This is a genomic window from Desulfofundulus australicus DSM 11792 (assembly GCF_900129285.1).
Lineage (GTDB): Bacteria > Bacillota > Desulfotomaculia > Desulfotomaculales > Desulfovirgulaceae > Desulfofundulus > Desulfofundulus australicus.
Genome location: NZ_FQUW01000006.1, coordinates 88498 through 110406 on the forward strand (window position 1 = coordinate 88498; position 21909 = coordinate 110406).

The 21909-nt window shown below is 52.0% G+C and carries 23 protein-coding genes; 11 read left to right on the forward strand and 12 right to left on the reverse strand.

The features are described 5' to 3' along the window. Positions 1–53: 53 nt before the first annotated feature. Positions 54–593, reverse strand: a complete 540-nt coding sequence (gene pyrR / locus BUB44_RS02125) for a bifunctional pyr operon transcriptional regulator/uracil phosphoribosyltransferase PyrR (RefSeq protein WP_027356517.1) — start codon at positions 591–593, stop codon at positions 54–56. Positions 594–886: 293 nt separating this feature from the next. On the opposite strand from pyrR, the gene BUB44_RS02130 reads away from it, so the two are divergent. The 3 genes from BUB44_RS02130 to BUB44_RS02140 all read left to right on the forward strand — a co-directional run bounded on the left by BUB44_RS02130 (position 887) and on the right by BUB44_RS02140 (position 5404). Then, a complete protein-coding gene (locus tag BUB44_RS02130) occupies positions 887–2614 on the forward strand; it encodes a sensor histidine kinase (RefSeq protein WP_073162847.1) in 1728 nt (575 codons plus the stop codon). Continuing rightward, positions 2589–3362 (forward strand): LytR/AlgR family response regulator transcription factor, encoded by a 774-nt coding sequence (locus BUB44_RS02135; RefSeq protein WP_073162849.1) that lies wholly within the window; start codon positions 2589–2591, stop codon positions 3360–3362. Before BUB44_RS02130 ends, BUB44_RS02135 begins: the two co-directional genes overlap by 26 nt. Positions 3363–3601: 239 nt before the next feature. After that, on the forward strand, positions 3602–5404 hold the full coding sequence (locus BUB44_RS02140) for a carbon starvation CstA family protein (RefSeq protein WP_073162850.1): 1803 nt from the start codon (positions 3602–3604) through the stop codon (positions 5402–5404). Between the two features lie 110 nt (positions 5405–5514). Here BUB44_RS02140 and BUB44_RS02145 read toward each other — a convergent pair whose 3' ends face one another. Beyond that, positions 5515–6072, reverse strand: coding sequence for an O-acetyl-ADP-ribose deacetylase (locus BUB44_RS02145; RefSeq protein WP_073162852.1), 558 nt, complete (start codon positions 6070–6072; stop codon positions 5515–5517). A 420-nt stretch (positions 6073–6492) separates the two neighbouring features. Continuing rightward, positions 6493–7200 (reverse strand): type 1 glutamine amidotransferase, encoded by a 708-nt coding sequence (locus tag BUB44_RS02150; RefSeq protein WP_242655809.1) that lies wholly within the window; start codon positions 7198–7200, stop codon positions 6493–6495. Positions 7201–7564: 364 nt separating this feature from the next. Here BUB44_RS02150 and BUB44_RS02155 point away from each other — a divergent pair, with 364 nt between their 5' ends. From BUB44_RS02155 to BUB44_RS02165, 3 genes are all read left to right on the forward strand, one after another. Further along, positions 7565–8140, forward strand: a complete 576-nt coding sequence (locus BUB44_RS02155; RefSeq protein ID WP_073162855.1) for an anthranilate synthase component II — start codon at positions 7565–7567, stop codon at positions 8138–8140. Between the two features lie 14 nt (positions 8141–8154). Beyond that, positions 8155–9672: an aminodeoxychorismate synthase component I gene (gene pabB, locus BUB44_RS02160; RefSeq protein ID WP_073162857.1), complete on the forward strand. Its 1518-nt coding sequence runs from the start codon at positions 8155–8157 to the stop codon at positions 9670–9672. Between the two features lie 112 nt (positions 9673–9784). After that, positions 9785–10639: an aminotransferase class IV gene (locus BUB44_RS02165; RefSeq protein ID WP_165610989.1), complete on the forward strand. Its 855-nt coding sequence runs from the start codon at positions 9785–9787 to the stop codon at positions 10637–10639. Between the two features lie 52 nt (positions 10640–10691). Here BUB44_RS02165 and BUB44_RS02170 read toward each other — a convergent pair whose 3' ends face one another. Next, entirely contained in the window at positions 10692–11684 is a 993-nt protein-coding gene (locus tag BUB44_RS02170; protein WP_073162859.1) for a copper amine oxidase N-terminal domain-containing protein, read from the reverse strand. A gap of 294 nt (positions 11685–11978) precedes the next feature. Here BUB44_RS02170 and BUB44_RS02175 point away from each other — a divergent pair, with 294 nt between their 5' ends. Continuing rightward, positions 11979–12833 (forward strand): copper amine oxidase N-terminal domain-containing protein, encoded by an 855-nt coding sequence (locus tag BUB44_RS02175; protein ID WP_073162861.1) that lies wholly within the window; start codon positions 11979–11981, stop codon positions 12831–12833. Between the two features lie 222 nt (positions 12834–13055). Further along, complete coding sequence (locus BUB44_RS16080) at positions 13056–13196, forward strand: sulfurtransferase TusA family protein (protein ID WP_114362046.1); 141 nt, start codon at positions 13056–13058, stop codon at positions 13194–13196. Positions 13197–13276: 80 nt separating this feature from the next. On the opposite strand, the gene BUB44_RS02185 is transcribed toward BUB44_RS16080, so the two are convergent. The 6 genes from BUB44_RS02185 to mtnP all read right to left on the reverse strand — a co-directional run bounded on the left by BUB44_RS02185 (position 13277) and on the right by mtnP (position 19736). Beyond that, entirely contained in the window at positions 13277–14452 is a 1176-nt protein-coding gene (locus BUB44_RS02185; RefSeq protein WP_073162862.1) for a class I SAM-dependent rRNA methyltransferase, read from the reverse strand. A 75-nt stretch (positions 14453–14527) separates the two neighbouring features. Then, positions 14528–15835, reverse strand: coding sequence for an amidohydrolase (locus BUB44_RS02190; protein ID WP_073162864.1), 1308 nt, complete (start codon positions 15833–15835; stop codon positions 14528–14530). A 56-nt stretch (positions 15836–15891) separates the two neighbouring features. Continuing rightward, positions 15892–16578: a class II aldolase/adducin family protein gene (locus tag BUB44_RS02195; protein WP_027356527.1), complete on the reverse strand. Its 687-nt coding sequence runs from the start codon at positions 16576–16578 to the stop codon at positions 15892–15894. Positions 16579–16596: 18 nt separating this feature from the next. Further along, on the reverse strand, positions 16597–17850 hold the full coding sequence (locus BUB44_RS02200; protein ID WP_073162865.1) for an adenosylhomocysteinase: 1254 nt from the start codon (positions 17848–17850) through the stop codon (positions 16597–16599). A 49-nt stretch (positions 17851–17899) separates the two neighbouring features. Further along, positions 17900–18934: an S-methyl-5-thioribose-1-phosphate isomerase gene (mtnA, locus tag BUB44_RS02205; protein ID WP_073162867.1), complete on the reverse strand. Its 1035-nt coding sequence runs from the start codon at positions 18932–18934 to the stop codon at positions 17900–17902. Between the two features lie 16 nt (positions 18935–18950). Continuing rightward, positions 18951–19736: an S-methyl-5'-thioadenosine phosphorylase gene (gene mtnP / locus BUB44_RS02210; RefSeq protein ID WP_073162869.1), complete on the reverse strand. Its 786-nt coding sequence runs from the start codon at positions 19734–19736 to the stop codon at positions 18951–18953. A gap of 204 nt (positions 19737–19940) precedes the next feature. Between mtnP and BUB44_RS02215 the strand changes: the two genes are divergently transcribed. From BUB44_RS02215 to BUB44_RS02225, 3 genes are read left to right on the forward strand one after another with little or no spacing between them, the layout of a single operon-like run. After that, positions 19941–20261, forward strand: coding sequence for an ArsR/SmtB family transcription factor (locus BUB44_RS02215; RefSeq protein WP_073162870.1), 321 nt, complete (start codon positions 19941–19943; stop codon positions 20259–20261). A gap of 17 nt (positions 20262–20278) precedes the next feature. Then, positions 20279–20485 carry a hypothetical protein gene (locus BUB44_RS02220; protein WP_073162872.1) on the forward strand — a complete coding sequence of 69 codons (207 nt, stop codon included), beginning with the start codon at positions 20279–20281 and terminating at the stop codon, positions 20483–20485. Between the two features lie 34 nt (positions 20486–20519). Beyond that, on the forward strand, positions 20520–20762 hold the full coding sequence (locus tag BUB44_RS02225) for a hypothetical protein (protein WP_027356533.1): 243 nt from the start codon (positions 20520–20522) through the stop codon (positions 20760–20762). Between the two features lie 11 nt (positions 20763–20773). On the opposite strand, the gene BUB44_RS02230 is transcribed toward BUB44_RS02225, so the two are convergent. Together BUB44_RS02230 and BUB44_RS02235 are read right to left on the reverse strand one after the other, a co-directional pair. Then, a complete protein-coding gene (locus tag BUB44_RS02230) occupies positions 20774–21220 on the reverse strand; it encodes a hypothetical protein (protein ID WP_073162874.1) in 447 nt (148 codons plus the stop codon). 188 nt (positions 21221–21408) lie between these two features. Next, on the reverse strand, positions 21409–21849 hold the full coding sequence (locus tag BUB44_RS02235; RefSeq protein WP_073162876.1) for a hypothetical protein: 441 nt from the start codon (positions 21847–21849) through the stop codon (positions 21409–21411). Positions 21850–21909: the final 60 nt, after the last annotated feature.

The window sequence follows — 21909 nt, forward strand, 5'->3', positions numbered from 1 at the left end:
CCCTCCTTGCCGGCCTCTCTGGACCGTTACTTAAAAGACGGCACCGGAATTATTTAATCTTTTTCCAAAATAAGCACCCTTTCCTCACCATCGGTTTCCTGCAGGCAAACCTCAACAATTTCGCGCCGGGAAGTAGGCACGTTCTTCCCCACGTAATCGGGCCGGATAGGCAGTTCCCGGTGTCCCCGGTCGATAAGAACCGCCAGCTGTATCACCCGGGGCCGGCCCAGATCCATGATGGCATCCAGGGCTGCCCTTATCGTGCGGCCGGTATATATTACATCATCCACCAGGACGATTTTTTTCTCAGTAACGGAAAATGGCACCTCAGTCCGGTGTACTAGCGGCTGCTGGTCTCTGGTATTCAAGTCATCCCGGTAGAGGGTGATGTCGAGAGTCCCAACAGGAACGACACTCCCCTCAATTTCCCGGATCTTCGCCGCCAGCCTTTCCGCCAGAGGCACCCCTCTCCGGCGAATGCCGATCAGGGCCAGATCCTCGGTCCCTTTATTACGCTCAATAATCTCATGGGCTATCCGGGTCAACGCCCGTCGAATACCCTCCTTATCCAGGATCTGGACCTTATGTTTCATTAACCTTCCCCCTCCCGCCCATAAAAATACCTGCTCGCCACCGGCAAGCAGGCATAGTCGCAATTCCAATCTATAGCCTATATTCCTTGCCGGCCTCGCGGGACCGACTTAAAGGACCCTATTGTCACTTGTAAAAAGAATATACAAAATCAAAATGGATGTCAAGAACCGTTTTTCGGCTCTTTCACCTATTTCAGGTCTGGTTTTTGCGTGTTATCCTGTACCGGCACGTCGAGTTATGCTATACTGGTTCCGGACAGGTTGATTAAGTAAATCCGAAAGGGGAACTGGCAATGTCCTGGTCCATAACCCTTATCCTGGCTTATAGGTTAAGTATGGTGGCTACAGCAGCCTTTATTCTATCCCGTACGCCGGCCCTGGGTCGCATTTTATCCCGGCAGCTAACCCCGAGGGATAAGCTGCTGTTGACCATAGCCCTGGGGGGTATGGGTATTATAGGCACTTACGCAGCTATACCCATTAATGATGCCCTGGCCAATTCACGGGTGGTAGGTGTTATGGTTGCTGGACTCCTGGGCGGTCCTGTGGTGGGAGCAGGGGCAGGGCTAATTGCCGGAATACACCGATACCTGCTTGGTGGTTTTACCGCCTTCTCCTGCGCCCTGGCTGCTGTGCTTGAAGGCATCCTGGGCGGGCTGGTACAGCATTATTACCGCCGCGGCCCGATTCCCTGGTTTATAGCTCTGGTAGCCGGGCTGGCTGGGGAAACTTTGCAAATAGTTATTATCCTGTTAACTGCCCATCCTTTTAGTGAAGCATGGGCCCTGGTAAAGATTATCGGTTTGCCCATGATCATTGTTAACTCCATTGGAGTGGCCATTTTTATGGTTATTGTTAAAACCGCTGCCGAACAGCGGGAACGCATAGCCGCCTGTCAGGCTCAGCAGGCTCTGCGTATAGCTACCCAGACCCTCTCCTTTTTACGGCACGGACTAAACAGGGAGTCAGCAGAACAGACGGCCCGCATTATTTATAACTCTGTCAAGCTGGCCGCTGTGGCCATTACCAACGACAGGGAAATTCTGGCCCATGTAGGTATGGGCAGCGATCACCATCACCCGGGAAATCCCTTTTTAACCAGTGCCACTTTAAAGGCACTGTTTACCGGTGAGGTACAGGTAGCTCAAAAAAGAGATGAAATAGGCTGCCAGGAAAAGAATTGCCGCCTGGCTTCGGCAGTGGTGGTACCTCTTAAAAGACGGGAAGTAACCATTGGAACTTTAAAGCTCTACCATGACCGTGAAAACAGCATTACGCCGGTAGAGCTGGAACTGGCCCGGGGGTTGGCCCACCTGTTTTCCACCCAGCTGGAACTGGCTGAAGTGGAATCTGAAGCCAGGTTGCGTGCTCAGGCAGAACTTAAGGCTCTCCAGGCCCAGGTCCATCCTCATTTCCTGTTTAATGCCTTGAATACAATCGTCTCCCTGGTTCGCTCAAAGCCGGAAAAAGCCCGGGAACTATTAATTAAACTGGCCAGTTTTTTACGCTACAGCTTGCGGAAAGACGATGCTCCCATCCCCCTGGCGGAAGAACTGGCCCATGTCGATACCTACCTGGCCATTGAAAGAACCCGCTACGGAGATAAACTCAAAGTAGCACTGATGGCAGATCCTGCAGCGCTCAACTGCCCCGTTCCCGCTTTCACCCTGCAGCCGGTGGTAGAAAATGCCATCAAGCACGGCCTGCAGCCCAAAAGAGAAGGCGGGAGTATTAAGATCCTGGCCAGAAGTTATCCCGGAGAAGTGATCGTGACCATAGAAGATAATGGAGTGGGTATTTCACCCGAAGAGCTGGATAAAATACTGCTCCCGGGTTATGGCCGGGGACATGGTCTGGGATTGTCCATCGTAAATGAGCGACTGAAGGCACTTTACGGGCCGGAATATGCTTTGAAAATAATAAGTATACCCGGCCAGGGAACGAAGGTAACCCTGCGTTTTCCGCAGGAAAACAGTTATCAAGAGGTGAAGGGTGATGCCCTTTACAGCTGTTGTGGTTGACGATGAACCTCTGGCCAGGGACGAGCTAAAATACCTGCTTTCAAATTATCCGGAATGCCGTGTAACCGGCGAAGCAGAAGACGCTGAGGAAGCAATTAAACTGGTCAGGGAAACTCAACCCGATGTGGTATTCCTCGATATTCAGATGCGCGGGATGTCCGGATATGAAGCCGCCAGGCATATGCTTTCCTTTCCGCACCCGCCCCTGGTGGTATTTGCCACCGCTTACGACGAGTATGCTGTTAGAGCTTTCGAACTTGGTGCAGTGGACTACCTTTTAAAACCCTTCGAAGAAGAGAGGCTCTCCAAAACTATTAAACGCATTGGAGAATTGCGCAAACGCTCTGAAGACTGGACCAGAGCCGTGGAACAGGTGAATGAGCTTCTGGGAGGGAAAAAACAGCGAATTAAAAAATTGCCCGTGGAAAAAAACGGGGAGATCAGGCTCCTGGATTACCGGGATATAATCTTCGGCCGGGCCAAAAATGGCAGTGTTCAGGTATTTACTGCCAGCGATACCTGTACTTTTACTGGCAGCATGACCGAACTGGAGGCACGGTTAAAAAGCGAAGGTTTTTTCCGGGTACACAAAAGTTTTCTGGTTAACCTGAACCATGTTCAGGGGGTCTTGCCCTGGTTCAAAGGTACCTACTGGCTGGTAATGAGCGACGCTAAAAAATCTCAAATTCCAGTCAGTAAAAGCCAGGTGAAAGAATTAAAATCCATACTGGGATTGGAAGTTTCTTGATAACCGGCAGCGCTTTCTTCTGGTTGCTCCCGCTGTAAAATCAGTATTCATGGAGAGTACGGCCTCTGTATCCCCACGACCCCACGAAAGTGGGGTTTTTCTGTTTATGGAGATATATTTCCGATCAACCACTCTTTTATTCTGCTGGTTAATTTGTTGTTACCCGTTGTAGCTGAATGATTTTATAATGTAACACGGACTGGCCGGTCTCACAGGTTTTTAACAGGGAGGGAAATATTGTGCGCGCCTTAACTCTAATAATAATTGCGGCCCTGGTATTCGTTCTTTCCTACCGGTTTTACGGTGCTTTCCTGGCAGCAAAAGTCCTGGCCCTGGATCCAAAACGCCGTACCCCTGCGGAAGCCCACAATGATGGCCGGGACTACGTACCCACCAACCGCTGGATTTTATTTGGTCATCATTTTGCTGCAATTGCCGGTGCCGGCCCTTTAATCGGCCCCGTCCTGGCCGCCCAGTTCGGCTACCTTCCCGGCACCTTGTGGATTCTCATCGGTGCGGTGGTAGCCGGCGCAGTGCACGATATGGTCATCTTATTTGCTTCTATTCGGCATGACGGACAATCCCTGGCCGAGATAGCCCGCCGGGAAGTAGGCAATGTCTCCTACTGGCTGGCTTCCGTAGCCATTCTATTCCTGTTGATTATTGTGCTGGCAGGTGCCAGCGTATCAGTGGTTAACGCCCTGTTCAACAGTCCCTGGGGTACCTTTACCGTGGGTATAACCATCCCCATCGCCTTTTTTATTGGCATTTACCTTAAGTGGCTACGTCCGGGACGCATTGCTGAGGCCACTGTAATTGGCGTGACCTTAATCATTCTTGGAGTGTTGCTGGGGCCGGTTGTACAGCAGTCCGCTCTCGCCCCGTTCTTAACTCTCAATAAGCAGCAACTTTCGCTAATAATTGCTGCCTATGGATTCCTGGCCGCTGTACTGCCCGTGTGGTTGCTTATGGTACCCCGGGATTACCTGAGCACCTATATGAAAGTGGGTACCATGCTGCTGCTGGCCGCAGGGGTAATCATTGTTAACCCCGTGCTGCAAATGCCGGCGGTAACCAAATTTGTAGCCGGAGGGGGACCGGTTATCCCGGGCAAAGTATGGCCATTTATGTTCATTACCATTGCCTGTGGCGCCCTGTCGGGATTCCATGCCCTTGTTTCCAGCGGCACCACACCCAAAATGGTGCGCAGTGAAGCCGACATTCTGCCCATCGGTTACGGCGCCATGTTAACGGAAGGTTTTGTGGCCCTGGTGGCCCTGATCGCAGCCACCGTGCTGCCGGCCGCCGATTATTTTGCCATCAACAGCCCGCCGGAGGTCTTTGCCAGGCTGGGCATGCAGGTACAGGACCTGCCCGTGCTCTCCCAGCTGGTGTCAGAAAACCTGGCCGGCCGCCCCGGCGGCGCCGTGTCCCTGGCCGTGGGCATGGCCGACATCTTCTCCAAAATCGGCGGCTTACGGCATCTGATGGGCTACTGGTACCACTTTGCCATCATGTTTGAAGCGCTGTTCATCCTCACTTTAATTGATGCCGGCACACGGGTCGGGCGCTACCTTATGCAGGAAATCGGCGGTGCGGTGTACAAGCCGTTAAAGGAGCACAACTGGTGGCCGGGCATTATCCTGACCAGCGGTATTTTCACCCTGGCCTGGGGATATCTGTTGTATGGTGGCAGTATTTCTACTATCTGGCCATTGTTTGGCGTGAATAACCAGCTACTGGGAAGCATGGCCCTGGCCATTGGCACCACCATGCTGATCAGGATGGGCAAGGCCCGGTATGCCTGGACCACCTTCATCCCTATGGTCTTCCTGACAGTAACCACCATTACAGCCGGATATCAAAATATTGTCATCAACTACCTGCCGAAGCATAACTACCTGCTGGCGGCCATTTCAGCAATCATGCTGATCATGGTTATCCTGATTATCGCCGATTCCGTGAGGACGTGGGTAAAGCTGCTCTCCCAAAAGGAGCAAGATACCCATACGAAGCGCCTTGAAAAAGCTCCCACAGCATGACCAGGCTAATAAGTGACAGGTTACTCCTCATTAAAAAAGGAAAAATCCCTAAAAAGCCCGGGGAAATCCCGGGCTTTTAGGCAGAAAAGCCTCTTGAGCGCCTGTACTTTTCAACCTTCTACCCCACCGGAAAGTTTTTCCCAGGCCCTCTGGTAGACTTTGAAATCATCTTCACGGAACAGAACAAAGCGTACTTCCGTAAAGAAATCGTTTTCTAAAATAAAGTCCCGCACCGTTTTCAAAGCAATGGTAGCCGCCCGCTCGATGGGAAAACGGTAGGCACCGGTGCTGATGGAGGGAAAGGAAATGGATTTGATACCCTTCTCTCTGGCCAGGGAAAGGCTGTTATAATAGGCATTGTGCAGCAACTCGTCTTCTCCCCGGTTGCCCCCCGACCAGATGGGGCCCACGGTATGGATGACATACCGGGCTTTCAAATTGCCGCCGGTGGTAATTACCGCCTGACCCGTGGGCAAGCTGCCCTGCCGGGCCACAATCTGCTTGCATTCCTCCAGGATCTGCGGCCCACCGGCCCGGTGAATGGCCCCGTCCACACCCCCACCGCCCATCAGGCTGGAATTGGCCGCATTAACAATGGCTTCGGTATCCTGCCGGGTGATATCCCCCACCATCAAGCGCAGCAAGGTTGAACCCAAACGCACCTCCATGAAGGATCCCTCCCGGAATCAAAAAACTTTGCCCAAATAATTCGCGTTCGGGCAAAGTTTTCCTCTCTTTTTCGCGTTTTATTTTAACTTGAAGGTAAATATTCAGTGAACCCGGTTGGATGCGGCGCTGTCCCCGCTCACTCCAGTGCTTCGCGTAAGATGCGCACCGCGGCTCGCTTCGGGCCGGCTCTGGCTCTCTGCGGATTGCCCGCCACTAATCATTCTTCGTTGTTACCTCTTGAAACAGTATGTCTTAAAAGATCTTCTTCCGGGTAGTTCATCATGCGTCCTCGAGAGCCGAGCCGGCGGCCTCGCTTCACCGGGTGCTGTTACCGGCGCTTCGCAAGTCGTTCGCTCCGGACAGCGCCGCATCCTCATCATAGCGGTTTTACTGAATATTTACACCTGAAAACACCTGTTTTAGTGCCTCGACAAAATAGCCATCCAGTTAGTCAGAAATTGCCCGGCCACCTGCCGGTATTCCTCCCAGATTGCCGCGGTCTCCTGCATCAGGCGGCCGGCGGCACCGGGGCCGCCGTATTCTTCTAATTCATCGGCATAAGCTTCAGCCCAGGTATTAATTATCTCCGGGTTTATCTCCCGATGAAACTGCAGGGCAAAGATGTGCCGCCCTAAAGAAAAGGCCTGGTTAATACAATCCTCGCTGGCAGCCAGGTGAGAAACCCCGGGAGGCAGGGCGAAGGTGTCGTCGTGCCACTGGAAGACAAAAAACTCTGCGGGCAAACCGGCAAACAGGGGCGACTTCAAACCGTCGGCGGTAAGCCGGAGTTTGTACCAGCCGATCTCCGGAACCGGGTTGCGGACAACAGGTGCACCCAGGGCCCTGGCAATCAGCTGACCGCCAAGACAGATACCCAGCACGGGTAAACTTTTTTGGATTGCTTCTTTAATCAGTTGATCAACTTGCCTTAAATAAGGGTAGGACTCCTCTTCATAGACGTTCATCGGGCCGCCCAGGATTACCAGGGTGCCATAGCCATCTAAAGAGGCGGGCAAGTGTGTCCCCGGTTGATCCATCACCCGTATATCAAGCTGCCAGCCCTCCTTCTCCATGGCCGGCTGTAAAAGACCCGGCCCTTCAATGGCCACATTTTGTACTACCAGCACTCGCAAGTCAAAAAACCTCCAGTCCGCTTTTTGAATTATTTTTAGCCTAAAATCCCCTGAAATAGCAGCTATTTTTTAGTGACGGTCAAAGCCTTCCAGCCGTATTTACTTCCCATATTACCATGACCGCACGTACCGGGCAAGCCTTACCCGGACCGGATACAACGATCTTGACATCCGCTAATTACCTGTGCTATGCTGGCCTTGACAGCTGAAAGCCGAGTATGAGCCGAGGAGAGATGAGCCAGGAGTAGCTGAGACGACTCGGAGATTTTGGGGTGAGGACCAGCGTGGGCTGGTCTTTTTGTTTTTCCGGTTCGGATTTGACTTTATTAGTTCTTTAAATGATGAAGGGGGGAGTGCAGTGATCATAATGATCGATAACTACGACTCCTTCGTGTACAACCTGGTTCAATATCTGCAGGAACTGGGGCAAGAGGTGCTGGTGTTCCGTAACGATCAAGTAACCCTGGAGAAGATGGAAGATCTTTCTCCCAGCCACATTATAATTTCCCCGGGTCCCTGCACACCGGATGAGGCAGGAATTTCCCTGGCCGTGATTAAGCATTTCGCCGGCATTGTTCCCATCCTGGGTGTATGTCTTGGCCACCAGGCTATCGGTCAGGCCTTCGGCGGGCGTGTGGTAAGGGCCGGACGGCCCATGCATGGCAAGACTTCCCTGGTCTACCATGACGGCAGTGGGATCTACAGGGGATTACCCAACCCCTTTTCCGCCGCCCGGTATCACTCCCTGCTGGTGGAAAGAGAAACCCTCCCGGATTGCCTGGCCATTACCGCCCGGACTGCTCAGGGAGAAATTATGGGTTTAAGGCACCGGGACTATCCGGTGGAGGGAGTCCAGTTTCACCCGGAATCCATTTTAACACCGGTAGGGAAAAATCTCCTGAAAAATTTTATAAATTTATCCAAGTCCCGGTAAAAGGTGATTTATTTATGCCTGTACACTTACCTTTAATAAAAAAACTGCCGGTCACGGCAGATGTTCCGGCTCTCTTTGAGAGCCTTTCCTCCCGCCCTTACAGTTTTTTGTTGGATAGCGGGATAATCGTCCGGGGGCTGGGCCGATACTCTTTGATGGGAGCAGACCCCTTCCTGGTTTTACGTTCAAAGGGAAAACGTTTATGGCTGGAATATCAGGGAAAAAGGAAATCCCTGGCCGGCCACCCGCTAGAAAAGCTTAAAAATCTTTTAAACCGTTTCCACCTCCCCCAGGGTATCTGTCCACTTCCCCTTTGCGGGGGTGCAGTGGGGTATTTCAGTTATGACCTGGGACGACTGCTGGAAAAAATGCCTTCCCTGACCGTGGATGACCTGCAGACCCCCGACCTGTGCCTGGGCTTTTATGACGTGGTTACGGTGTTAGATGGGATAACAGGGGAAGTATGGGTTGTTTCCACCGGTTTTCCAGAAATAGAACCTGCAGCAGCCCTGCAGAGGGCAAAACACAGGCTGGCCGAAACCTGTACCTTATTATCCAGCTGCCGGCAGCAACAAAAACCGGATATCTTTACCACCAGTGCAAACCACGAACAGCCTTTGACTACCGTCAATCAACATAAAAGCCATCCCGGTAAACAGGATGTACCTCCTCTTACAGCCCATTTTGACGAGGCCAGCTATTGCCGGACAGTGGAAAGGGCCAGAGAATATATTGCCGCCGGGGACATCTTTCAAGTTAACCTGTCCCAGCGTTTCTCCCTTCCCCGGGTGGTGGAACCCTGGCCCCTGTACCAACAACTGCGAAGGATAAACCCTGCCCCCATGGCGGCCTACCTTAATTTTGGAGAATTTCAGTTAGTCTGCTCTTCCCCGGAACGCTTTCTTAAAGTTACAGGTAGGCGGGTAGAAACACGCCCCATAAAAGGTACCCGCCCCAGGGGAAATGACCCGGTTAGCGATATAAAATTCAGGGATGAGCTATGGAACAGTGAAAAAGATCGGGCCGAACTGGTAATGATTGTGGATATGGAGCGTAATGACCTGGGACGGGTCTGCCGCACGGGCTCTGTGCGCGTACCCGAACTTTACAGGCTGGAAGAGTACGCCACCGTATTTCATCTGGTTTCCACAGTGGAAGGAGAACTGGCCCCGGATAAAGATGTGGTTGATCTGCTGGCAGCAACCTTTCCCGGAGGTTCCATCAGCGGAGCACCAAAAATCCGGGCCATGGAAATTATAGAGGAGCTGGAACCTGTACGCCGGGGCATTTACACCGGTTCCATAGGTTATATTGGTTTTGACGGCAATGCCGATTTGAACATTGTAATCCGTACCCTGATATTCAAGGGAGAACAAATTTACTTTCAGGTCGGAGGCGGTATTACCATTGATTCCGATCCTTATATGGAATACGTGGAGACGCTGGATAAAGCCCGGGCACTGGTGCGGGCCCTGGGTCTGGACGACCGGCAGGCTTTTTCTTCCCTGACCGTAAAGCCGGTGCGAGAATAAGGTTATTAATTAATCCGCTAGTTTTGTTAACACAAAAAGTTCCCGTACTACGGGCTAAGCGGCACCAGCCAGTTGTTTATCTAAAACGCCAGAACTTCCCGGGGTGGTAAATTTGCATGCAATAATATGTATAAATGGCCAGTTTGTGCCGGCCAGCCAGGCCCAAATCTCCGTCCTGGACCAGGGATTTCTTTACGGCTACGGCCTTTTTGAAACCATCCTGGTGCTTGAGGGCCAACCGGCCTTGCTGGAAGCACACCTGAAACGATTAACAGAAGGGTGTGCTGCCCTGGGGATTATGGTCCCGCCCTCATTGGCCGGCCTGGACATACTGGTTAAACAGGTCATAAAATTAAACAATATAACTGAAGGGGCTCTCCGTATCACCCTTTCCGCCGGAGCATTACCCGGCAAAAAAGCCGGCAACCTGGTTATTTCCCCCCGCCCCTTTCCTTATAAATCTCCGAATTACAAGAAGGGATTCAGCGCCGGATGGGCATCAACCAGGCGGAATGAACAGTCCTTCCTGGTAAAATTAAAAACTTTAAACTACCTGGAAAATATCCTGGCCAGAAGGGAAGCCCGGGAAAAGGGATGGGATGAAGCAATCTTTTTGAATACTGCTGGTTATGTGGCGGAAGGAACGGTAAGCAACATTTTTCTGGTTAAAGACAACCGGGTGATTACCCCTTCTACAGATCAGGGTCTGCTGCCCGGCATCTTGAGACAGGTGGCGCTGGAGACATGCCACCGCCTGGGTATTATTGTCCAGGAACGCCCCATTTCCCCCCGGGAACTGGTTACTGCCGACGAATGCTTCCTGACCAATTCCCTCATGCTGGTAATGCCTCTGGTAAAAATAAACGGCTGCCCCATTGGAAAAGGGCAGCCGGGTCCCGTTACCAGGCGGCTCCGGGAAAACATTCTACTCTTTTTATCCCGTTCACCGGGTAAAACATCCCTTTAATTCGCTACCGTATACACACTCTCAACGTCATTACTGTCTTTGTTTAACCGGGCTATTTTCCCAATATGGAAACAACCTTTCCTTCTGGATAATAATTTACTTTAGCTTTCAGACCCTCACCGATAAAGCGGAGGGGAACCAGGGTACGCCCGCCAACGACTTTCGCCGGAACCTCGAGCATCACCGGCCTGCCGTCCACCAGCGCCTTTTTGTTGCCAATTACCAGAGTTACTGTGTTATCACCCTGCTTAATAACGATGGCGTTATCTTTATATTCGACGGTAGCACCCAGGGCTTCCGCCAGCGCCCTAAGGGGTACCAGAACGCGCCCTTTCTCCACGCGAGGAGTTACATCAAACCCGGGCATTGTTCCCTTAACGTAAACCTTTACCTTTGTATCTTTCATTTTAGCAAAAACTTTGCTTATAACAATATAGCTATCTTCGTCTTCCGGGTTGTTGAGCAGGGCCTCTTCAAGGAAGTCACGCGCTTTGAGCATTTCTCCCACTTCAATCAGCAATTCTCCCAAACGTTTGTAGCACTCGCTCAGGGTAAGATCATCAATGGATTCATCTTCTTCCAGAGCTTCCTTTAACGCTTCTACCACCAGGGTAACTTCAACCCGGTTGTTCTTCCAGTTCTTAAGTGATTCCTTGGCCTTATAAACCGCTTCAGGAACACTTTCCCCTTTCAAAATTGCTTCCAGCGCCGCCCGGGCCACCGGGTTTTTAACATGCTGAAGGGCATTTTCAATCCCCGTATAAACATGTTTTTGTACGCTGCGTTTTTCATATACGTTTTCCCTTACACTGAATTTTTCCTGTTCCCTGTGCCTGTTTTGTTCCTGCTCACTCTGAACTTCCCTGGCTTCTACTTTCACACTTTTGTTGTAATTTTTCTCCTTCTCCTGCCACGTATTTTTCTCCTTAAAACCTTTCGCCCGGTCAGGCAGGTCATTTAGGGGCGCTGCCCACGCTGCTGAGACAAGTGACAGCAGCAGGATGGCAACTACTGTCAGGGATAATAATTTGCTTCCTTTCCACAAAATGATCACCCTCCCTTTTTTTATTTTCCATACACTTTATACGATTAACCAGTAAGTTTTCAGGGATAAAAACGATATGAATTTTCCCAGAAATATTGGCACCGGTTTTTATAAAGAGATAATCTCTGCCATGTCCAGGGCACGGTCAATCCCGACTCCTGCCTCCTTCTTCACTTTAGGGCAGACGAACTTTTTAATTGTTCCCTGAATAATCACAGGAGGAACCCAATTAATGGTTCCTTCGTCTAAAAAAAGAATGACCCTGATATAACAATTTATAAGGAGGTCTTATTAATGCGGAAAAAGTGGTTAATTGCCGGGGTGTTTGTTGCGCTGGTGGGTATCTTTGCAGCTACAGCCTATGCCTCCAACCCAATCAAGCTCATTGTCAATGGTCGAGAAACTAAGCTAGACGTACCACCGCATATTATCCACGGCAGGATAATGGTTCCTGTCAGATGGATTGCCGAAATGTTGGGCGCTACAGTTTACTGGAATGAAAAAGAAAAACTAATTGGAATTGATTTCACCCTGCCGCCTGAACTCCAGAAGGAGTGGGAATACCCGCTGCCGGGAGGTGGAGAACTAAGCCTGGGGTATCTGGGACGTGGGACAAAGTTTATTTTACCCGTAATAGTTACCCTTAACGAATACCTCGCCGAGAAACAAAAAGCATCCCTTTACCCGACAAAAGATGATGCTGCCCAGACGATATTAGTGCGATATGAATTGCTCAGCGCAGGTCGAACTGACGGCGGTATGTGGTACAGCGAAAAAACTGCCTATAAAATTGTAGCCCGCCTCTATTATAGCGAGATACAACCTGAAAAGGGGCATCCACCCCATGTTATCAGGTTGTATGAACAGGAACTTCCCAAAGGCGGAATTGCCGGCGGCAATGAGGAATTAAAGTTTAACCGCCACTGGTACGAAGATACGCAATTCATTGTAAAACCAAAAGAGGGAACAGTGGTGGAAAGGGATGATAGTTCCGGCCGTACCACCTGGATACAGGGTCAAAAGGGATGGTACATAGATGAATCCGAAACCCGGGTATTAAAGAAAAAAGAGCTTGAGGAAATGCCCGTGCTCTTTGATTATCCCCATCCGCCTGCGGGTTATGATTACACCCTGCTCAAACAACAATAAACCGGCAAATTCCCTTGAAATCCCGGCGGCCCGCCCCGGAGATAGGGCGGGCCGCTCTGTTTTCGTCCATTAAAAGGTGCATGTGGCGCTTCACGGGCAACCCCTTCATTTCTGCCCGTTGGGGAATGCTCCTTTCATCCCACCCCACAAGAGGGTGAGTTTTCAGCCAAGTATGCCGTAGAGCTGCTGCTGGCCAAGCTGCCGGCTGGCGGCACCCTGGAGATGCTGGTAGACTGCCCGGCCGCTACCACCGACGTGCCCAAAGTGGCAGCGGCCAAGGGATACACCACCGCAGGGGTAACGCGGATCGGGGAGGGAGAGTGGCAAGTGACCCTTGAGGCACCCAGAACAATCGGTGTCTGAATAAACCTCGATACCTTTGTTTTCTTCCCACGTCCTTTCCAGTTCACACCAAAACCTTGGAAGCCTTGATTTTCAAAGCCTCACCACACCTGCAGTATAAAGCATTTTAAATAGTAGGTTTCCGGCGAGGCAAGAAGCATGGGGTGATCCCTGGCCTGGCGGCGCATTTCCACCAGGCGCAACTGTCTTTTTACATCACGGGCGGCATCCAGCAATACCTCCATGAAAAGACTTTCGGTCATATGATAGGAACACGAGCAGGTAACCAGAAAACCGCCTGCCGGCAGGAGTTTCATGGCCCGCAGGTTAATCTCCTTATAGCCACGGATGGCACCTTCCAGTGCTTCCCTGGACTTGGTAAAAGCTGGCGGGTCGAGAATGATCAGTTCAAAGCGCTCCCCCGCCCGATCCAGATCTCTCAACTCGTCAAAAGCGTTGCCCTCCCGGAAGGTGCAGACCCGGTCAAACCCGTTACGGGCTGCATTTTCCCTGGCCATCTCCAGTGCGTCACCTGCCACGTCAATACCCAGTACCTCCCTGGCCCCAAAGCGGGCGGCATATACGGAAAAAGTACCGGTGTGACAAAAACAATCCAGCACCCGGGCATCCCGGGCCAACCCCTCCAGAGCCAGGCGGTTTTCCCGCTGATCCAGAAAGTAACCGGTTTTCTGTCCCCCGGCCAGGTCAACCAGAAAACGCAGGCCGTTTTCTTCTATTTCCACTACAGGATTAAAAGGCCCCTTCAAAAAACCCGTCCTCAGGGGCAGCCCCTCCAGCTCCCGCACCGACACATCGTTTCTCTCATAAATGCCAGCGGGATTCAGCAACTCATCCAGGAGCTCGACAATGGTTTCTTTATACAGGTCAATTCCCAGGGCCAGGGTTTGCAGGGAAAGGTAGTCGCCAAAGCGGTCTACAATTAGCGCTGGCAGAAAATCCGCCTCGGCAAAAACCAGGCGGCAGGCATTGCTATGCCTGACCACCCGCCGGCGGTAATCTATGGCCGACATCAGGCGCCGGCGAAAAAATTCGCGGTCGATTTTTTCCCCTTTTTCCCGGGTGAGGAGGCGCACTATAATTTGCGAGGCGGGGTTAATGTAACCCCGTCCCACAAACCGCCCCCGGTAGTCCACCACTTCCACCACATCACCGGGGTTGAAATCTCCCTGGATGTCTTCCACCTCGGTCCGGTAAACCCAGGGGTGACCGAGTAATACCCGGTGATACCTGCGCCGGGTTAGCTTAACCACTGCCATAAAGCCACCTTCATTTCTTTGTAAGTTCCCAAACGCACCGGGGCCTGATGATACGATAAAGAATCCTATCCGGCATTAACTCCTGACAGCCCCCACCAGTTTCTCCGCGCGTTTCTGCACTTCATAATAAATCCTTTCTTCGTCAAGGGTAAGGACCTGTCTATTTTCCATCACCAGCCGGCCATCGATGATTACCGTTTCCACATCAGATGCCCGGGCTGCATAAACCAAATGGGCCATCAGGTTGTGGCGGGGATAAAAATGGGGCCGGTCAAGATTGACCAGGATGATGTCCGCCTTATTACCCGGCTTAAGCGGGCCCACATCTTTTAACCCCAGTACCCGGGCACCGTTTACCGTGGCCATGGCCAGGGCATCCTGGGCAGGGAGGGCCATGGGATCCATGGTGGCAACTTTTTGCAGCAAGGCTGCCGAACGCATTTCTTCCATCATATCCAGGTTGTTGTTACTGGCTGCTCCATCGGTACCCAGCCCTACCAGCGCCCCTGCGGCCAGCAGCCGGGTTACCGGGGCAATTCCACTGGCCAGTTTCATATTGCTTTCGGGATTATGAGCTATACCTGCACCCCTGGCCACCAGAATGCGGATATCTTCATCGGTAAGATGAACGCAATGGGCAGCCAGCACAGGAAAATTAAATAATCCTACCTGTTCCATCAGGGCTACTGGTGTTTTACCGTACTTTTGCTGAATTTCTTCTATTTCAGCCCGGGTTTCTGCAATATGGATATGGATACCCACCTTCAACTCATCTGCCATATCCAAAACCCGGGCCAGAAAATCGGGCGGGCAGGTGTATGGGGCGTGTGGTCCCAGCATGGTGGTAATGCGCCCTTCCGCCTGACCATGCCACTCGCGGATAAAACGGCGGCTGTTGCTCAGGGCCTCCCCTGCCCCCGGTGAAAGCCCGATCAGGCCCTGGGACAGGCTGGCCCTCATCCCCGCCTTCTCTACTGCCCGGGCCACTTCGTCCATATGGAAATACATGTCGGCAAAGGTCGTGGTCCCGGAACGAATCATCTCCAGGCAGCTAAGCATGGCACCCCAGTAAATATCTTCAGGCTCGAGCCTTTCTTCTACCGGCCAGATTTTTTTTTGCAGCCATTCCATAAGGGGCAGGTCATCGGCATATCCCCGCAGTAATGTCATGGATGCGTGAGTATGGCAGTTAACAAAACCCGGCATGGCCAGCATGCCCCGGGCATCAATTACCCGGTCAAAATTTTGTTCCGGGGAAACGCTCCCCGCAGGACCCACATGGGTTATGTATTGTCCCTCAATAATAATTTCACCGTCGGGAATAAGGGCACTGCCCTGCTCCATGGTTAACACAGCAGCCCCGCTGATCATTATTTTCATAATTGATTCCTCCAGACGTTGTGGTTAAACAGGTCCCCGGCCTGCAGGCAAAATACAGGTTATTGCCGTTCATTTAGGGAGAAATTACGTACCATTGCCAGACTGTAGCCTTGAAGGTAGGAACTCCTCAGCGCCTCTACCTCTTCAGCAGGCAAAATGGCCGGCTGCCCAACCAGGTCAGCCCAAACGTAAACTTTAGCTGACTTTTCCACAATTTGGCATACCATAAAAGCTTCCTCCAGGTTGCGTCCGACTCCCACCACGCCATGATTGGCCAGGAGCACCGCTCCCCGGTCTCCCAGGGCTTCCACCGCCGCCCGGGCCAGCTCCTCCGTACCGGCCCGGGCATAGCTGGCCACAGCCACGCCATTACCTACTGTCTGGGCCAGGTCTTCTAAGATAGGAGGAATGGGCTTGCGGGCCACGGCCAGGGCGCTGGCAAAAACGCTGTGGGTATGCATTACAGCATAAACATCAGGGCGGGCATGGTATATGGCCAGGTGTAACATAAATTCCGTGGAGGGACGTTTCTCTCCCTCCACCACCCGGCCGTCCAGATCCAGCACCACCATATCCCGGGCCTGCAGGTTAGCATAGGGTATACCGCTGGGTGTGATCACCACCAGTTCCTCCCTGGGCACCCGGGCAGAAATATTACCCCAGCTCCCTGTCACCAGACCGCTGGTAGCCATCCGCAGGCTCATTTTGTAGACCTGCTCTTTATATTTCTCCACTGCCACCGTCATAAATTCCCCATCCTCCCATCATCCTGCCTGCCAGCTCTGAAGGTAGGCCTTTTGATCCGGTGTCAGCTGATCGATTTCAACGCCCAAGGAAGATAATTTTATCTCCGCCACCCGCCGGTCCAGTTCAGGCGGCACCAAATGCACCCCGGGCTTCAAACAATTCCCGTTCTCCCAGATATAACGGGCGGAAAGAGCCTGCAGGGCAAAGGACATATCCATAATTTCCGCCGGGTGACCGTCCCCGGCAGCCAGATTCACCAGCCGGCCTTCTCCCAGGAGATATATACGTCGCCCGTCCGGCAGGGTAAATTCTTCTATATTTTGCCGGACAAGCCGGCGGGAAACCGCTATTCCTGCCAGCTCAGGTTTGTTAATTTCCACATCAAAATGACCGGCATTGGCCAGGATGGCCCCATCTTTCATCCGCCGGAAATGCCTGCTCCTCAAAACATCACGGCAGCCGGTAACGGTGATGAAAATATCTCCCACTTCAGCAGCCTGTTCGCTTTTCATCACCAGGTAACCGTCCATGTATGCCTCCAGGGCCCTGACCGGGTCCACCTCACAGACAACCACCTTTGCCCCCAGTCCTGCGGCACGCCTGGCCACCCCTTTACCGCACCATCCGTAACCCACAACCACCACGGTCTTGCCTGCCACCAGCAAATTCGTGGTACGCATGATCCCGGCCCAAACCGATTCTCCCGTCCCGTAGCGATTATCAAAAAGGAATTTGCAGCGGGCATCGTTGACGGCAATCATGGGAAAAAGCAACCGGCCCTCCTGTTCCATCGCCTTCAGGCGGGAAACTCCGGTTGTAGTTTCCTCGCATCCCCCAACCACTTCCCCGGCCAGTTCACGGCAACGGGTATGCAGCAGGTGAACCAGATCACCCCCGTCATCGATAACCACGTGGGGACGGATTTCCAGAACTTTAACCAGGTGTTCCACATATTCTTCACCGGTCGCCCCATGCCAGGCGTAGACGTGAATGCCTTCTGCAGCCAGAGCTGCAGCTACGTCGTCCTGGGTTGACAGGGGGTTGGAGCCGGAGATGGCCACTTCCGCTCCACCTGCTTTAAGAACTTCGGCCAGATAAGCTGTTTTGCCCTCCAGGTGAATACTCATGGCCACCCTTACCCCGGCAAAAGGACGTGTTCTTTCAAACTCTTCCCTGATAACATTGAGAACCGGCATATGAACCCGTACCCAGTCAATTTTCAGCCTGCCCCCGGGTGCCAGGTTGATATCCCGAATAAGATATTCCTGCATTTTTATTGCTCTCCTCCTGGTAAAATACCCTGTTGGTGTTCTCATCGGCTCAGGCTTTGAAAAGCCCGGCCAGGCTTTCCCTGTAGGGCGGTCTGGCCACCCCTTGATCTGTAATAATGGCTGTTATCAGCCGGGCCGGAGTGATATCAAAGGCAGGGTTCCAGACCTTGATTCCCCGGGGAGCTACCGGTATCCCGGCAAGGTGGGTCACCTCTTCCGGCCGCCGCTCTTCAATGGGAATATCCTTCCCGCTGTCCAGGGAAAGGTCTATGGTGGACAGGGGTGCCGCCACATAAAAGGGCACGCCGTGTTCTCTGGCCAGGACAGCAAGGCCATAAGTACCGATCTTGTTCGCCACATCCCCGTTGGACGCAATGCGATCTGCCCCCACCACCACCAGATCTACCATCCCCCGGGCCATTAAATAAGCGGCCATATTATCAGTAATAAGGGTAACGGGTATATTTTCCTGGAGCAACTCCCAGGCAGTCAAACGCGCACCCTGCAAAAGGGGCCTGGTTTCACTGGCATATACACTGACCCGCTTCCCTGCTTCCTGAGCAGCCCGGATTACCCCCAGGGCAGTACCATAACCGGCCGTAGCTAAAGCTCCGGCATTGCAATGGGTTAGAATCCTCGCCCCGGGAGGAACCAGTTCCTGGCCGTAACGCCCGATGCGCTTGTTACCCTCCCGGTCTTCCTGATAAATTGCATGGGCTTCATTTATTAAAAGCTCCGTTAATTCCCGGGTATCCTGAGAGGGGGTTGCTTCCAGCTTATGCAAAAGTCGGTTTAGTGCCCAGGTAAGGTTAACCGCAGTGGGACGGGTAGAAGCCAGAACTTCAGCCACCTCCCGGGCACGGGCAAGGAGTTCCTGGCGGTTCCGGGGTCTGGCCGCCAAAACCCCCAGCACCAGCCCATAGGCCGCCGCTGCACCTATAGCCGGCGCTCCCCGCACCCGCAAGCTGCGGATGGCTTCCGCAACAGTCACATGGTCCCGGCACTGAATATATTCAACCTTACCAGGCAACCTGGTTTGATCCAGGAGCAACAAAACCCCATCTTCCCAGCGCATGGTCTCCAAAACTACCAACTCCTTCCTATTTTACGGCAGAAGGATCAAGTGGGGTTTCGTGACAGAGACAGGTACGGTCCGGCTGCAATAACTCTATGGCCCGCATAACCAGACGGCGCAGGTTGGCCGTATTTTCAGCCATTACCTCCACCACTTCCTGGTGGGAAAGACGATTGGGCGAAATCCCGGCAGCAAAATTGGTCACCATGGCAATAGTTGCATAACAGATTCCAGCTTCCCGGGCCAGAACCACCTCGGGAACACTGGTCATACCCACAATATCTCCTCCCAGCTGGCGGAACATGCGGATTTCAGCGGGGGTTTCGAAACGCGGCCCCTCGGTACAAACATAGGTGCCCGCGGTATGATGTTCCAACCCCAGCTCCCTGGCGGCCCGGGCAAGGGTAGCTCGCAATTCCGGGCAGTAGGGATCGGTCATATCCAGGTGAACCACGCCTTTCTCTATAAAAGTCTGGGGACGGCTTTTGGTAAAATCAAGAAACTGGTCCACAAAAACAAGCTGGCAGGGCTTCATCTCCGGATTTAAAGAGCCCACGGCAGCTGTAGCCAGGATACTCTTTACCCCCAGCTGTTTGAGCCCCCAGATATTGGCCCGGTAATTGACAAGGTGCGGTGGTACTGAGTGATCTTCCCCGTGGCGGGCTACAAAGGCCACCTCCCTCTCCCGGTAGTTACCAATTTTAACCCAAACAGGGCCAAAGGGAGTTTCCAGCCTCTTCTGACGAACTTCATCCAGGATACTGGGATCGTATACTCCTGTCCCGCCAATGATGGCTATACGCACGGTCATCTTCAAGCCCTCCATTCCCTGTAAAACGTCAACCTGGTTATTTCTAGACTTCATCTTAACCTTAGCTACTATTCGCCCTTGCCGCTTACTTTCCTTTAGTGGCGATAAATTTTTCAAAATTACAGTCAGCCGGGGGCTATTTGACAGGTGGATTTATCTACTTTAAAATCGTAATATACAAATATAAAAATAGCGGGTGACATTATGAATATTGTCCAAAATAATGTCCATGATTATGAAGAAAAGGCTGAACTTTTAAAAGCCCTGGCCCATCCCGTCCGCCTGTGCATTGTCGACGGGTTGCTGCAAAACGAATGTAACGTGACCAAAATCCGCGAATGCCTGGAGTTGCCGCAGTCCACCGTTTCCCAGCATTTAAGCATTCTTAAATCCCGGGGCATTATTAAAGGACGACGCCGGGGAACGGAAATCTGCTACACCGTGAGCAATGAACTGGTCAGAGAATTAATGAAAATTCTGACAGGAAAAAATGTGCATATCCAGGGTCCTGAGGGTAAAAAATAAAGCTGAGGTGGTTTTGTTTGTCTCTCCTCAGCGAAAAGGAAATACTTAATTACGCTTTCAAAAAGGCAATTGAAATGGAACAGCGACGACAGGCCAAGTATTCCTTTCTGGCCCGCAATTCGCGGGATAAGAAGCTACAGGAACTTTTCGGCAGCTTTGCCGTCACCTGCAGCCGCCATATTGCCCTGCTTAAGGAGGAAATGAAAAACTTAAACATACAATAAAAACGGTAACTTTATTAAGAAGGGAAGAAAAGGGTTGAACAAGCTGGATTTGCTTTATGATGCTCTTACTGACAAACTATGGAGCCAGCATTTTTACAACGAACAATTTCTCATGATCGTCAACCCAATCGCACGAAACCTCTTTGCGCGTTTAAGGGATGAGGAAAGCCAGCACGTACTGACCCTGCACCGGGCGATTGCCGCCATGGAAGCCAATCCTTTTCCACCGAGCCGGATTTTACCCGGACTCAATAAAAACCCGCGCTACCGGCTTTAATAATCCCCTTCCTACCTCCCCGGCTTGATTACTCCCAGCCACTCTCCCAGCCAGAATAATAAAGTAAAGCCAGTCACATTTAAACCCAGACTATGCCATAGTGACCATTTGCTGGTATAGGTAAAATATCCGGTAAAAATCATCAGCCACTCCACCAATAAATACGCCGCAGATAGCAGGATAATGTAGGGCAACCGCAGCCAGCGCCTGGCGGGGTAAAACCGCGCCACCGTGACCCCGTTGAACAGGCCGGACAGAAAATAAAGCGGCGGCAAACCGCCCAGAATCGGAAGGCCGAACTTATAAGTAAAAGCCCCCAGCCTGATCAGGGTAACATCCAGTACGTAAACAACCACCAGGGCAACCAGTCCCATGGGCCAGAGTAAAACCCAGCCCTTTTTTCCCACGAGTAAAGCAGACATAAAAAAAGAAACAAGAAACAAAACCAGCCAGGCCACAGAAATGCCTTCTCCTTCCCCATCCTATATTTTTAAACCTGCAACGGAGAAAAGGTTCATTTCGCCTCATAAGTGCAACTTCTTGACCACCTGCAGCCAGAGCGCAACCGCCAGGGCCACTCCCAGCGAGAAAACTGTAAAGGTGAATAAATCCAAACCTTTCCCTCCCCCAAAAGAAGTGCTTGTACTTACCGCCAGCCCTTGCGCTGGCTTTCCACCACCCAGGCCAGGAAAACAAAAACCAAAAAATTTATCATGAAGCTTGCCGGGTGGTACCAGTTGATATAATCCAGAACACCGGCCAGCATGAACATATGTTCCTGCAAGAGAAAGAGACCGGAAAACACAAGTATATGCAAACCCTGTAACCAGCGCGCCCCAGGGAGATACTGCCCGAACAGAGCCCCCATGGTAAACACAGGACCAAAGGTAAAGAAAGCTGAAGAACAAAAAATGGACAGGAGGGGCGAGGAAACTTGATATAACTTCAGGTCATGACCGATAAAATCGGTAACAAGCTGGATAATACAGGCCGATAGCCCGCCTGCCAGATGGGATATCCAGAACTCCCTTCTGGCCAGGGCAAAAAATACAAGCCAGCTAATGGCAAAGGCAATTAACCAGGGCATTCTTAACCCTCCGCATTTTTGCCTATTTTCCCCCCTGACCGGGAGTTTAATGAGTTCTCC